The organism is Rhodococcus sp. IC4_135 (assembly GCF_011602025.1).
Classification (GTDB): Bacteria; Actinomycetota; Actinomycetes; order Mycobacteriales; family Mycobacteriaceae; genus Rhodococcus_F; species Rhodococcus_F baikonurensis.
On sequence record NZ_JAAOLG010000001.1, the window covers coordinates 723444 to 736731 of the forward strand.

Annotated in this window: 12 protein-coding genes; 9 read left to right on the forward strand and 3 right to left on the reverse strand. The window is 62.3% G+C overall.

Going from position 1 to position 13288, the window contains the following annotated elements; genetic code table 11:
• Window positions 1-229 precede the first annotated feature (229 nt).
• From pdxH to G8767_RS03570, 5 genes are all read left to right on the forward strand, one after another.
• A complete protein-coding gene (gene pdxH / locus G8767_RS03550; RefSeq protein ID WP_095971282.1) occupies window positions 230-943 on the forward strand; it encodes a pyridoxamine 5'-phosphate oxidase in 714 nt (237 codons plus the stop codon).
• The gene (locus tag G8767_RS03555; RefSeq protein ID WP_095971281.1) at window positions 940-2205 is read left to right on the forward strand and encodes an MFS transporter; all 1266 of its coding nucleotides are present in this window, start codon (window positions 940-942) and stop codon (window positions 2203-2205) included. Before pdxH ends, G8767_RS03555 begins: the two co-directional genes overlap by 4 nt.
• A gap of 41 nt (window positions 2206-2246) precedes the next feature.
• A complete protein-coding gene (locus G8767_RS03560; protein ID WP_124567568.1) occupies window positions 2247-3194 on the forward strand; it encodes an aldose 1-epimerase family protein in 948 nt (315 codons plus the stop codon).
• A gap of 368 nt (window positions 3195-3562) precedes the next feature.
• A complete protein-coding gene (locus G8767_RS03565) occupies window positions 3563-4861 on the forward strand; it encodes a citrate synthase (RefSeq protein ID WP_020908786.1) in 1299 nt (432 codons plus the stop codon).
• 37 nt (window positions 4862-4898) lie between these two features.
• Complete coding sequence (locus G8767_RS03570; RefSeq protein ID WP_003940440.1) at window positions 4899-5261, forward strand: FKBP-type peptidyl-prolyl cis-trans isomerase; 363 nt, start codon at window positions 4899-4901, stop codon at window positions 5259-5261.
• Window positions 5262-5352: 91 nt separating this feature from the next.
• Here the strand turns inward: G8767_RS03570 and G8767_RS03575 are convergent, their stop codons facing one another.
• Window positions 5353-6114: an ABC transporter permease gene (locus tag G8767_RS03575; RefSeq protein ID WP_095971278.1), complete on the reverse strand. Its 762-nt coding sequence runs from the start codon at window positions 6112-6114 to the stop codon at window positions 5353-5355.
• Window positions 6111-7064 carry an ATP-binding cassette domain-containing protein gene (locus tag G8767_RS03580; RefSeq protein ID WP_166809346.1) on the reverse strand — a complete coding sequence of 318 codons (954 nt, stop codon included), beginning with the start codon at window positions 7062-7064 and terminating at the stop codon, window positions 6111-6113. The genes G8767_RS03575 and G8767_RS03580 overlap by 4 nt, the downstream gene beginning before the upstream one ends.
• Window positions 7065-7157: 93 nt before the next feature.
• On the opposite strand from G8767_RS03580, the gene G8767_RS03585 reads away from it, so the two are divergent.
• Complete coding sequence (locus G8767_RS03585) at window positions 7158-7961, forward strand: TetR/AcrR family transcriptional regulator (RefSeq protein WP_124567567.1); 804 nt, start codon at window positions 7158-7160, stop codon at window positions 7959-7961.
• Here G8767_RS03585 and G8767_RS03590 read toward each other — a convergent pair.
• A complete protein-coding gene (locus tag G8767_RS03590; protein WP_095971275.1) occupies window positions 7896-8879 on the reverse strand; it encodes a sugar-binding domain-containing protein in 984 nt (327 codons plus the stop codon). The two genes, G8767_RS03585 and G8767_RS03590, sit on opposite strands and share 66 nt — an antisense overlap.
• Before the next feature lie 239 nt (window positions 8880-9118).
• Here G8767_RS03590 and G8767_RS03595 point away from each other — a divergent pair, with 239 nt between their 5' ends.
• From G8767_RS03595 to G8767_RS03605, 3 genes are all read left to right on the forward strand, one after another.
• Window positions 9119-9943, forward strand: coding sequence for an MIP/aquaporin family protein (locus G8767_RS03595; protein ID WP_166809490.1), 825 nt, complete (start codon window positions 9119-9121; stop codon window positions 9941-9943).
• Window positions 9944-10008: 65 nt separating this feature from the next.
• Window positions 10009-11517, forward strand: coding sequence for a glycerol kinase GlpK (gene glpK / locus G8767_RS03600; RefSeq protein WP_124567566.1), 1509 nt, complete (start codon window positions 10009-10011; stop codon window positions 11515-11517).
• Between the two features lie 48 nt (window positions 11518-11565).
• Window positions 11566-13281: a glycerol-3-phosphate dehydrogenase/oxidase gene (locus tag G8767_RS03605; RefSeq protein WP_124567565.1), complete on the forward strand. Its 1716-nt coding sequence runs from the start codon at window positions 11566-11568 to the stop codon at window positions 13279-13281.
• Window positions 13282-13288 lie beyond the last annotated feature (7 nt).

Here is a 13288-nt window from a genome sequence, read left to right on the forward strand (position 1 = left end):
TCGTTCGAGTGCGCCAGGTCTACAGTCGCACTGCCTCAGCTTCAGTGACTGCGCCTCGGTGCTCGCAGGGATGAGCACGCACCGTGTTTTGTACTGCGCAATCGTCTCGTCCCGATTCGGTGCTGTCGCTGGTGCGGCTCGCGGTCCGGGTCGGGTCTAGCCACGGCAAACTTTAGCGCGTGCCGCGTAGCCGTTGGCCAGTGAGTACCCGGGAGTAGCGTTCTCGGCTGTGTCGAATGAACGTCAGGACCCGCAGGCGGTGGACAACGAACTCGCGGCCATGCGTGTGGGCTATCCGCAAGCAGGTAGCGAATCGGAGTCCGTCGAGGACCGCATGAGTGCGGAATTGGATACTTCGGTCGTCGAGACCGGTTGGCTGCCCCTCATGCGTCAATGGCTCGTGGACGCCGTCGAAGCGGACGCTCCGGAGCCCAACGCCATGACTCTGTCGACGGTGGACGAGGGTGGCCGTCCGGCGTCGCGGACCGTGCTCTGCAAAGGACTCAGCGAGGACGGCGTCCTCTTCTTCACCAACTACGGATCCGACAAGGCTCGTCACCTCGCCGCCCACCCGTACGCGTCGGCCAACTTCACGTGGCTGACCCTTGCCAGGCAGGTGATCGTCCGCGGCACCACCGAGCGGGTGAGTGCTCAACTGACGCAAGAGTATTGGCGAACCAGGCCTCGAGGTTCGCAGCTCGGCGCATGGGCGTCGTCGCAGTCTCGTCCGATCGACTCGCGTGCCGATCTCGACGAGCAACTGCGTGAGGTCGCTGCCCGATTCGGCGTGGACGGCGAGATTCCGGTGCCACCGAACTGGGGCGGGATCCTGATCCGGCCCGAGTCCGTCGAGTTCTGGCAAGGACGCGCGAACCGCATGCACAATCGAGTTCGCACGAGCCTGGTCGACGGACAGTGGTCCGCCGTCCGTCTCCAGCCGTGAGCCGGCTTCTCGCGGACACGACTCCGCTCGAGAATCGCGACTATCGACGGCTGTGGACGGCCGGCATCGTCACCGTTATCGGCGCTCAACTCAGCGTGGTCGCCGTACCGCAACAGGTGTACGAGATCACCCGAAGCTCGGCCTACGTCGGTCTGACGGGAATCTTCGGTCTGGTCCCGCTGGTCGTTTTCGGTCTGTGGGGCGGCGCACTGGCCGACGTCATGGATCGACGACGGCTGTTGATGATCACCTCGATCGGACTCGGTGTCACGTCGGTGCTGTTCTGGATCCAGGCCGCCTTGAACGTGAACAACGTGTGGTTGGTGCTCGGCCTGTTCTCGGTTCAACAGGCGTTCTTCGCGGTGAACCAGCCGACGCGAGCGGCGATCATCCCTCGGTTGATTCCGGGCAGGCAGTTGCCTGCCGCGAACTCGCTGAACATGACTGTCGTGCAGTTCGGTGCGATAGCCGGCCCGCTACTGGCTGGTGTCCTCATACCGTCGGCCGGTCTGCAACTGCTGTACCTGCTCGACTCGATCTTTCTTCTCGCCACACTGTGGGCGGTATGGAAGCTCCCGGCGATTCCGCCGACCGGCACGTCTCGACGGGCAGGATTGAGCGAGGTCCTGGGCGGTTTCACGTATCTCGCGACACAGAAGGTTCTGCTCGCGTCGTTCGTGGTGGACATCATCGCGATGGTGTTCGGGATGTCGCGAGCACTGTTCCCGGAGATCGCACACGAATCCTTCGGCGACCCCGCCAGCGGTGGTTTTGCGCTCGGACTGCTGTTCGCGGCGATGTCGGTGGGAGCCGTTCTGGGCGGAGTCTTCTCGGGCTGGTTGCCGCGGGTTCAGTACCAGGGGCGGGCCGTGCTGGTCTGCATCGCGCTGTGGGGGCTGTCGATGGTCGGCTTCGGCGTTGCCGTGTACTTCGCGAGCCCTGGTTCCAGTGTGATTCTGCTGTGGATCGCTGTGGCGTTCCTGGCATTCGGCGGCGCGGTCGACATGGTCTCGGCCGCATTCCGCAGCACGATGCTTCAGCAAGTGGCAACCGACGACATGCGCGGACGACTGCAGGGCGTGTTCATCGTGGTCGTGGCAGGTGGTCCGCGTATCGGTGACGTACTGCACGGGGGTGCGGCCTTCTTGTTCGGGACCGGTGTCGCGGCAGCGGGCGGCGGCTTCCTGGTGATCGTCGGTGTTGTCCTTTCTGCCCTCGCGTTTCCGGCGTTCGTTCGCTACAAGGTGGGACGCGCCGTCTGACGTCCTGGTTAACCGGTCGCTCGTGGTGGAAACTGGTACGTATGACTGCGCCGCACAGCACGGGTAGGGGAGGGTTCGAGATCCGGGGTGGCGGCTATCGCGCCGAGATCGCCGCGGCCGGTGCCGGGTTGCGGCTTCTCGATCACGAGGGTCCCCACGGTCGGCGTGCGCTGACCGAGACCTGGGCACTCGGATCGAAGCCACCACTGTCGGCCGGATTGGTTCTCGCGCCGTGGCCCAACCGAATTCGCGACGGGCACTTCATGTTCGACGGGATCGAGCATCAACTCGAGATCACCGAACCTGCGCTGGGGAACGCGAGCCACGGGTTCGTCCGGCGTCGCAATTGGAGCCTCGTGGACCACACGTACGAGCGCGTCGAACTGTCGGTGGACGTGGGACTTCACAAGGGTTGGCCCTATCCGTTGCAGCTGACGATCGCCTATGAGGTCGGTGCCGACGGATTGACCGTCACTCACACGGCCACCAACAAGGGGGCGACCTCGTCGCCGTTCGGGCTCGGAATGCACACCTTCATTCGCGCCGGCGACTTTCCGCTCGACGAATGTGCTCTGCATCTGGCAGCGGGCACGCGGTTGCCGATCGATCCGGCGAGGATGCTGCCGAACGCCTATTCGCAGGCAGTCGCCGGTACGGACTACGACTTCCGGACACCGAGACTGCTTGCCGGGGTTCAGTTGGACACTCCGTACAGCGCGTTGGACGTCGTCGACGGCAGTGGTCGCACGCAGCACGAATTGCTCGCGCCGGATGGAACGGGCACTGCCCTGTGGACCAACCGCGAGTTCCCATGGATTCAGGCTTTCATCGCAGATCCCGCCAACGACAAGGGGTATCCCGACCGCGGCCGCGCATTGGCTTTGGAGCCGATGACCTGCCCGCCTGACGCCTTCAATTCGGGCATCGATCTCCTGGTGCTCCATCCGGGGCAGACGTGGACGGGTAGCTGGGGTATCAAAGCATTGTGATCCGGCTCTCATAGTGTGAGATCGTGTAACGCCCAGTAGGTATCGGTCGATACCCACCTGTTTTTCGTATCGTGTGTCACTGACGCAGGAGTCGGCGAAAGGGCGGGCATTCGCCGTTGTTGCGGATCTTGGCCGAAGCCTGCAGATCAGCGCGGTCGATCGGCGATTCCGTAGACTGAATCTTCTAGTCACACAAGCGAGAAAACTCGAGCTGAAACGTGTTTCAGTTTAGGTGGGTATGTCGGGTTCGTGAGTGCCCGAAAAATAGCCGTGGGGCGACCCTCCTTCGGCACGATCTCTCCCGTGCGACTAGTTTCTAGTTGATCGCATGTAGTTACTCGTTGGTTCGAGCTTGAGAGGGATCCTTCGTGCCCGCTGACAATGACACAAAGCCCACGCTTACTTACCCCGGTGGTGAGTACACGATGTCCATTGCCAGGGCAACAGAGGGCAATGACGGCATCGAGCTGGGAAAGCTGCTGGCCACAACGGGGTACACCACCCTTGACCCCGGTTTTGTGAACACTGCATCCACCAGTTCTGCAATCACTTACATCGACGGTGAGAAGGGAATCCTGCGTTACCGCGGATACCCCATCGAGCAGTTGGCAGGTAAGTCGACGTTCATCGAGGTCAGCTACCTGCTGATCTACGGCGAACTGCCGACCGACGCCCAGCTCGAGTCCTTCACGGACCGCATCCGTCGACACACCCTGCTCCACGAGGACCTCAAGCGGTTCTTCGACGGGTTCCCGCGCAACGCTCACCCGATGCCGGTTCTCTCGTCCGCAGTGAACGCACTGTCGGCGTACTACCAGGATTCGCTCGATCCCGAGGACCCGGAGCAGGTGGAGCTGTCCACCATCCGTCTTCTCGCGAAGCTGCCGACCATCGCGGCGTACGCGTACAAGAAGTCCGTGGGTCAGCCGTTCCTGTACCCGGACAACTCCTTGAACCTGGTCGAGAACTTCATGCGTATGACGTTCGGCTTCCCGGCCGAGCCTTACCAGGGTGATCCCGAGGTCGCCAAGGCGCTCGACATGCTGCTGATCCTGCACGCCGACCACGAGCAGAACTGCTCCACGTCGACCGTGCGTATGGTCGGCTCGTCGGACGCCAACCTGTTCACCTCCGTCTCTGCTGGCATCAACGCACTGTGGGGCCCGCTGCACGGCGGCGCGAACCAGGCAGTGCTCGAGATGCTCGACGAGATCAAGGCCAGCGGCAGCACCGCGGCCGAGTTCGTCCGCAAGGTCAAGAACAAGGAAGACGGCGTGAAGCTCATGGGCTTCGGGCACCGCGTCTACCGCAACTACGATCCGCGCGCTGCGCTGGTCCGCGAAACCGCGCACACCATCCTCGCCAAGCTCGGCGGCGACGACGAACTGCTCAACATCGCAATGCAACTCGAAGAGGCCGCCCTCACGGACGACTACTTCATCGAGCGCAAGCTCTACCCGAACGTCGACTTCTACACCGGCCTCATCTACCGCGCGATGGGCTTCCCGCCGCGCATGTTCACCGTGCTGTTCGCCATGGGCCGTCTGCCAGGCTGGATTGCGCACTGGCGTGAAATGCACGAGGATCCGGCTACGAAGATCGGCCGCCCGCGCCAGATCTACACCGGCTACACCGAGCGTGACTATCGGGATATCACCACCCGCTAGCCCCTGCCCACAATTTTCGCCTCAACGAGGAGGACCCATGAGTAGCAAGCCCGTAATCGAGTTCCAGGAAGGCCCCGCGCCGACCGATCTGGTCATCAAGGACCTGGTCGTCGGAGAAGGCGCCGAAGCCGTTCCCGGTGGCACCGTCGACGTTCACTACGTCGGTGTCGAGTTCGAGTCCGGTGAAGAGTTCGACTCTTCCTGGAGCCGCGGCGAGTCCATTCAGTTCCCGCTTCGTGGCCTGATCAAGGGTTGGCAGGACGGCATTCCCGGCATGAAGGTCGGCGGACGTCGCCAGCTCACCATTCCGCCGGAGCTGGCTTACGGCCCCGCCGGTGCAGGGCACCAGCTTTCCGGCAAGACCTTGGTCTTCGTGATCGATCTGCTGGACGCCAAGTAATTCACTGTGCGCCTTTATTAACCCCCCGCGGTTAATAAAGGCGCACAGCAAAAGAGCCCCGCACCGTCAGGTGTGGGGCTTTCTTGTGTGGTCAGCTAGCGGTCTTTCGTCGGTAAAGCCAGTTCGACCACACGAATCCCACGGCGGCGATGCCCAGGCACCACGCGAGCGCGGTGACGGCACTGTTTCCGATCGGCGTGCCCATCAGGAGTCCGCGCACTGTCTCGATGATCGGGGTCACGGGTTGGTGCCGGGCAAACCCCTGCAGCCAGGACGGCATGGTCTCGGCCGGCACGAAGGCAGTGCTGACGTAGGGCAGGAACATGATGGCGAAGGTGAATCCGCTTGCAGCCTCCGGGTTCTGGGCCAAGAGTCCCAAAGCCGTCGAGAGGTATGACATGGCAAAGACGAAGGCGACGATCACAGCGGTGACGCCGAGCCAGCGCAGCGGATCGCTTGTCGGGCGAAATCCCATGATCAGCGCAACGACGACCACGATCGCCGTAGTCAGTACGTTGCGGACGACGCTGGCCAGTACATGACCTGTCAGGACCGACGACGGAGAGATCGCCAGGGTCCGGAAACGGTCGATGATCCCGTCCTTCATGTCGCTCGAGACGCTGACCGCGGTGGTCGAGGCACCGAAACCGGCGCACAGAAGGATGATTCCGGGCACGACGTAGTCGATGTACTCGCTACCGGTGTTGATGGCGCCGCCGAATACGTAGACGAACAGCAGCATGAGCATGACCGGAAGGGCTATCGCGGTGATCATCGAATCTGGACTGCGCAGAACGTGTTTGAGATTCCGGCGAAGCATCACCGCGGAATCGACTGCAATGGTGGAGGTCATCGAACGCTCGCAATCTCGGGTTGGCCTGATCCGGTGAGCGCGAAGAACACGTCGTCCAGGTCTGGGGTGTGAACAGAGAACTTCGCGACGGTGATCGACGGATCGTCGATCGAGTCGAGGATGGCTTTGATCGACGGAACCGCGCCGTCGGAGGGTATGTGCAAGGTCAAGGTCTCGGCATTCGCATGTGCCTGCGGTAGTGATGCCGCGGCGAGGTCGAGTTGGGTCAGATTCTCGAATTGCAGCGCGACGTGGCCACCGGGAACGAGACGTTTGAGCTCTTCCGGTGTTCCCTCGGCGACCAGACGCCCATCGCTGAGAACGCCTACGGTGTCGGCCAGTTCGTCCGCCTCGTCGAGGTATTGGGTGGTGAGGAAGATCGTGACACCCGACGCCGTGAGGTCACGAACTATCGACCACATTTCGTGGCGGCTTCGCGGGTCCAAGCCGGTGGTGGGTTCGTCGAGAAAGACGATGTCCGGTTTCGCGACGAGGCTCATCGCGATGTCGAGTCGTCTGAGCATGCCGCCCGAATAGTCGCCCGCTCGCTTGTCACCGAAGTCCGTCAGGTGGAACTGGTCGAGAAGTTCGTCGGCACGTCGTCGAGACCTCCTCCGGCCCAGGTGATTCAGCTCGCCCAGGAGAGTCAGGTTCTCGGAGCCGGTCAACAGTGTGTCGACGGCCGCGTATTGCCCGGTGACGCTGATGCGTCGGCGGACGTTCTGTGGATCGTCAGGGAGCGAATGCCCCGCGACCGTGACCTCGCCGGCATCGAAGGGGATGAGGGTCGTGAGAATTCTTACGGCCGTGGTCTTTCCGGCGCCGTTCGCGCCGAGGAGGGCGTATACCGATCCGGCCGGGACGGACAGATCGAGTCCGTCCAGTACCTGTTGATCGCCGTATCGCTTACGGAGTCCGCGGACCGAGATTGCGGGGATCGTTCCTGACATCGAGACCTCCAATGAAGAACTGTGTATGGCATAAACGTGTGTTTATAGCGTACACAGTTCTAGGATGATGGCAAGAGTGAAGAGTGGGAGCTTATGGATCGCGGAGCGCTACCGAGAGCAGTCGAGCTGGCCTGGGGACTGGACCAGCCGGGAACGCGGGGTCCCAAGAAGGGGCTCAGTCTCGAGCACATTCTCGACACCGCGATCGAGTTGGCCGACGCGGAAGGTGTGACGGCTCTGTCGATGGGCCGCGTGGCCAAAGCGCTCGGGTTCACGACGATGTCGCTCTACCGCTACGTGGCGAGCAAAGACGAACTGATCGAACTGATTTCGGATCGGGTGATCGGTCCACCGCCGGTAATTCCCGACGGAGTGTCATGGCGCGTCAAGCTCGAAGCGTGGGCGAATCACGAATACGCCACGATGCTGAGTCGGCCGTGGTGGCTCAAGCTACCCATTACCGCTCCGCCGACCGGACCCAACAACATGGCGTGGCTCGACGCGGGTCTGAGCGCGCTTGACGGTGTCGCGCTGAGCGCCGCGTCGAAGTTCCAAGTGGTGACCAACGTGTCGTTGTTCGTGATCGGTCGTGCTCGATTCTCGGCCGACCTTGCGTCGCGATCGGCACAGTCGGCAGACGACGACGTGGCTTACGGCGCCCTCATCGCACGAGTGATCAATCGCGAGGACTTTCCCTACCTCAGTGCTGCAATTGACGAGGGCGGCTTCGAGGACGGCAGTCCGGAGGGCGAGGCCGCCGGCGACGACGCTTTCGATTTCGGTTTCTCGCTCGGCCTGCTGCTCGACGGAGTCGAGAAGTTGGTGCAGCGGTCAGGACACCAGCGCGGTGGCACTGACGTCGTCGATGATCAGGTCGGTGATCAACCCACCCCGTAGGGCTCCCTCCAACGCGGGCAGTTTTGCTGTTCCGGCGACGATGCACACGCGCCTGGCGACCTTCTCGAAAAGGTCCAGTCGCGGGCCGCTCGCGCGCTCGTTGAGTTCGATTCCGCGGTAGCTCCCGTCCGACCGGAAGAACACGGTTGCGATGTCCCCGACCACTCCGTCGCGTCGAAGTGCCTCTGCTTCATCGGGTTCGAGGTAGCCGGCGGTGTAGACGTGACTCGGCACATTGCCGCCCGGGACGCCGATACTGAAGACTGCCAGATCCATTCGCTTCTGCATGTCCAGTACGCGTTTGATGCTGCGTTCGCGCCACAGCTGCTCTCGGGTTTCCGGGTAGTCGAAGAAGGCGGGCACCGGAAATCCTTGTGGCAGAGCACCGTAGGCGTCGGCGATCGTTCTGATGATGTCGCTGGCATAGGAGATTCCCGTGGTACGAGTATTCGCGGCGCCGTTGAGTTGCACGACGTACGAGTTGTACGTGCGTTTGGGGGCAAGGTGCTTGCTGACTTCGCTGAGAGTGGTTCCCCAGGCGATCCCCATCACCATGTCGCTGTCGAAGAACGATGCCAACAGGCGCCCGGCGAAAGTCGCGACCTTCTCGAGTCGCTCGAGATCTCCCACCAGTTCCGGGACGGTCACCACGTGGGCGCGCACTCCGTACCTTTCCGAGAACTCGCGTTCGATGCGTGGAGCCTGGCCGTGCGGGGTGCTGATCTTGATCTCGACGAGACCTGAGGTGCGTGCGTAGGTGATCAATCGGGAGACGGTGGATCGGGACACTCCCATGTCGCGGCCGATGGCAGCCATCGTCTGATCTTGGAAGTAGTAGAGACGCGCGGCCTGAACTGCGTCGGAGATGCGCGGGTCCGCCGGATCGGAGGTAACGGAGTCGGAAGTGGGAGTTTCCATGGGTTCGTCCTGTCTGCACGTACGTGCAAGAGCGCTGAACCGAATCTTATCCGAGTAGAACCAGGTGGAGGCGCTCGATCACGCAAAGTCCCAGAAGTCTGTCTGTTACCCGCGTTACGGTGCACAAATGGGGCATTTGCACATATGTGCACGAGCTATGCGTGAATGTGCAAAGGGAATTACGCTACGGGTGCAGCAATCCAAACTATGACATGCATCACAACGAAGTGAGGGTGGGGATGGAGAAAGCCAAGCGATTAGGGCTCCCAGGCGAGTTGGCAGCCGAGTTCGCCGGAACGATGATCCTGATCTTGTTCGGCGTCGGAGTTGTAGCGCAGGTTGTGTCCGGCGGGAGCGGTGGGGGTCTCGGCGGACACGACAGTATCGCGTGGGCCTGGGGACTCGGCGTCATGTTCGGCATCTATGTCGCAGGCCGGGCGACGGGTGCTCATCTGAACCCCGCAGTGACCTTTGCCTTCGCGATCTTCCGTGACTTCTCCTGGCGCAAGGTATTGCCTTACACGCTGGCACAGACCGCTGGAGCCTTTGTCGCGGCCCTGATCGTCCGGTGGAATTACAACGACATGCTCAATGCCATCGATCCCGGACACACCACGACTCAGACGATCTTCTCGACGATGCCCGGAAACGGAACGCTCCCGGTCAGCCTCGGCTCGGCACTGATCGATCAGATCATCGGCACGGCGATCCTGCTGTTCCTCATCGTTGCCGTGACGGATTCTCGCGGCACTCCGCCGCTCGCGAATCTCGCACCGTTTGTCGTCGGACTGATCGTGGTGGGAATCGGATTCGCCTGGGCGACCAACGCGGGTTACGCCATCAATCCGGCCCGTGACTTCGGTCCGCGACTGGCGTCGTATCTCACCGGCTACGGCAGCGCCTGGCGGGATCAGTACGGGAGTTTGTATTTCTGGGTGCCTATCGTGGGACCGCTGATCGGCGCTCCGATCGGGGTGTTCCTCTACGACAAGCTGGTAGGACGATTCCTGCCTGACGACTCGGTGGAGAAGGCGCCCGAGGAACAAGCCACTATCGCGGCGTGATGGCGAATCATCATCTCTGACAGTAAATCTCTCGCACTTTCTTCGACACCAAAAGGGGTAGCACGATGGCGCAATTCGTAGCCGCGATAGACCAGGGAACCACCTCCACTCGATGCATGATCTTCGATCACAGTGGGCACGTAGTTGCCGTCGAACAGCATGAGCACTCGCAGATCTTCCCGCAAGCGGGTTGGGTCGAACACGATCCGATCGAGATCTGGGACAACGTCCGCAACGTCACGGCCGGCGCGCTGGCGAATGCCGACCTGACCGCAGCCGACATCGCGTCCGTCGGAATCACCAATCAGCGTGAGACGGCAGTGGTCTGGGAGCGCGCTACGGGGAAGCCCGTTTACAACGCGATCGTCTGGCAGGACACACGCACCGATCGAATCTGTACTGCACTCGCCGGCGAGGACGGGCCGAAGAAGTACACCGAAGTCACCGGATTGCCGTTGGCGACGTACTTCTCGGGTCCCAAGGTCAAATGGATTCTCGACAACGTCGAGGGCGCTCGCGACAAGGCCGAAGCTGGCGAGTTGTGCTTCGGCACGATGGATACCTGGGTGTTGTGGAACATGACCGGCGGTGTCCAAGGCGGAGTGCATGCCACCGATCCGACCAACGCCTCACGTACTCTGCTGATGGATCTCGACACTCTCGCTTGGGATTCGGAGATCTGCGCCGACATGGGGATTCCGGAGTCCATGCTTCCCGAGATCCGCAGCTCCTCCGAGGTCTTCGGATTCGTTCGTGAACGTGGCACCCTGTCCGGCGTACCGATCGCCGGAATCCTCGGCGATCAGCAGGCGGCAACCTTCGGCCAGGCCTGCCTCTCTCCAGGCGAAGCGAAGAACACCTACGGAACCGGCAACTTCGTCCTGCTCAACACCGGCACCGAGAAGGTGATGAGCAAGAACGGATTGTTGACGACCGTCTGTTACAAGATCGGCGAACAGCCAACGGTGTACGCGTTGGAAGGATCGATCGCCGTGACCGGTTCGCTGGTCCAGTGGCTTCGGGACAACCTCGGCATGATCGACAACGCGGCCGACATCGAGGTGAACGCACGCTCCGTGGAGGACAACGGCGGCGCGTACTTCGTGCCCGCGTTCTCGGGTCTGTTCGCACCGCACTGGCGTGCGGATGCACGCGGGGCGATCGTCGGCCTGACCCGGTTCGTGAACAAGGGGCACCTTGCCCGGGCGGTGCTCGAAGCCACTGCCTACCAGAGCCGTGAGGTGATCGAGGCGATGAACCTCGACTCGGGTGTCGACCTGAAAGTACTCAAGGTCGACGGCGGAATGGTAGCGAACGAACTCCTCATGCAGTTCCAGGCCGATCTGCTCGACGTCGAGGTGATCCGCCCTGTCGTGGCCGAGACCACGGCTTTGGGTGCTGCGTACGCCGCTGGTCTGGCCGTGGGGTACTGGGAGAGCGAGGACGACATCCGCAGCAACTGGGCGAAGGACAAGAGCTGGACGCCGTCGATGGATTCGACCGAGCGCGAGCGGTTGTACGCCGGCTGGCAGAAAGCGGTCACTCGAACACTCGACTGGGTCGACGCAGACTGATCGCGGCGCCCGCATTTCTACCTATTTTCAAGTGAAGGAACAGTTTTCATGAGCACAGCACAAGCATTGAGTCCGTCTTCGCGGGCGGAGTCGCTGAAGAAGTTGGAAGAAACCGAACTCGACGTCCTGGTCATCGGCGGTGGCGTGGTCGGCGCGGGTAGCGCACTCGACGCCGCAACTCGCGGTCTGAAGGTGGGCTTGGTGGAGGCTCGCGATTTCGCGTCCGGAACCTCGAGCAGGTCGAGCAAGTTGTTCCACGGTGGACTTCGTTACCTCGAGCAGTTCAATTTTGCGCTCGTTTTCGAGGCACTGCGTGAGCGGTCGCTGGTTCTGAACTCGCTGTGCCCGCATCTCGCGAAGCCGGTGCCGTTCATCTACCCGCTCGAGAAGTTGATCGACCGACCGTACGTCGGTCTGGGCATCGGCGTCTACGACGTGATGGGCGCCGGCCGCGGGGTTCCCTCACACCACAAGCATGTGGGCAAGAAGAAGACACTCGAATCGTTCCCGTCCGGAAAGCGTTCTGCTATCCGGGGTTCGGTCAAGTTCTACGAGGGTCAGGTAGATGACGCCCGCCACACGATGATGCTGGCGCGCACGGCCGCCGAGTACGGCGCGCTGTGCGTCAACAGCACCCGCGTAATCGGCTTTCTCCGCGAGGAGGACCGCGTCGTCGGAGTGAAGGCAGTGGATCTGGAAACGGGGCGTGCCTTCGAGATCCGTGCTCGCCAGGTCATCAACGCCGCCGGTGTGTGGACTGACGAGATTCAGGAAATGGTCGGTGGGCGAGGGCAATTCCAGGTCCGTGCCTCCAAGGGTGTGCACCTGGTCGTCCCGCGCAACCGGATCAATTCCTCGACCGGGATCATCACGCGCACCGAGAAGAGCCTGCTCTTCGTGATCCCGTGGGGAAGCCACTGGATCATCGGTACCACGGACACCGACTGGAATCTCGACCTCGCGCATCCGGCAGCGAGCCGTAGCGATATCGACTACATCCTCGGTCATGTCAACAAGCTGCTCCAGGACGAGTTGACGCACGACGACGTCGTCGGTGTGTACGCGGGACTGCGCCCGTTGCTGTTCGGTGAATCGGACTCGACCAGCACTCTCTCGCGGGAACACGCGGTGTCCAGTCCGGTGCGAGGTTTGACGGTGGTTGCCGGTGGCAAGTACACGACCTACCGCGTGATGGCCAAGGACGCAGTCGATTCCGCGGTGCACGGACTCGAGCAGAAGGTGCCGAAGTCCTGCACCGAGCGTATCCAACTGGTGGGTGCCGACGGTTACTTTGCCGCGCACAACAATCGGCACCTCACAGCTGAGCGCACCGGGCTCCACGTCTCGACGATCGAGCACCTACTCGGTCGGTACGGCACTTTGGCCGACGAGTTGTTCGAACTCATCGAGGCGAGGCCGGAACTGGGGCAGCCGTTGGACTCCGCCCCCGAGTACCTCAAGGCGGAGATTCACTACGCCGCGAGCCACGAGGGCGCTCAGCATCTCGACGACATCCTCACCCGTCGTACCCGCATCTCCATCGAGGTGAACGACCGCGGCGACGCCGCAGCCGCGGAAGTAGCCGAACTGGTTGCACCGGTGCTGGGTTGGACTCCCGAGCACATCGCGGAGGAGATCGAGCACTACCGGTTGCGTGTGGCCGCCGAGCGGGAATCGCAGGAGCAACCCGACGACCTGACGGCTGATGCGGCACGCCTGGGTGCGCCGGACGTCCGCACCGGAGTCACTGTCGGACAGGTTTGAGTTCGAG

Bases quoted from the DNA above. Each gene is read 5' to 3' on its own strand.
- G8767_RS03590 (WP_095971275.1), bottom strand. From the start codon at position 8,879: ATGGAAACTCCCACTTCCGACTCCGTTACCTCCGATCCGGCGGACCCG.
- G8767_RS03595 (WP_166809490.1), top strand. From the start codon at position 9,119: ATGGAGAAAGCCAAGCGATTAGGGCTCCCAGGCGAGTTGGCAGCCGAG.
- G8767_RS03570 (WP_003940440.1), top strand. From the start codon at position 4,899: ATGAGTAGCAAGCCCGTAATCGAGTTCCAGGAAGGCCCCGCGCCGACC.
- glpK (WP_124567566.1), top strand. From the start codon at position 10,009: ATGGCGCAATTCGTAGCCGCGATAGACCAGGGAACCACCTCCACTCGA.
- G8767_RS03560 (WP_124567568.1), top strand. From the start codon at position 2,247: ATGACTGCGCCGCACAGCACGGGTAGGGGAGGGTTCGAGATCCGGGGT.
- G8767_RS03605 (WP_124567565.1), top strand. From the start codon at position 11,566: ATGAGCACAGCACAAGCATTGAGTCCGTCTTCGCGGGCGGAGTCGCTG.
- G8767_RS03575 (WP_095971278.1), bottom strand. From the start codon at position 6,114: ATGACCTCCACCATTGCAGTCGATTCCGCGGTGATGCTTCGCCGGAAT.
- G8767_RS03580 (WP_166809346.1), bottom strand. From the start codon at position 7,064: ATGTCAGGAACGATCCCCGCAATCTCGGTCCGCGGACTCCGTAAGCGA.
- G8767_RS03585 (WP_124567567.1), top strand. From the start codon at position 7,158: ATGGATCGCGGAGCGCTACCGAGAGCAGTCGAGCTGGCCTGGGGACTG.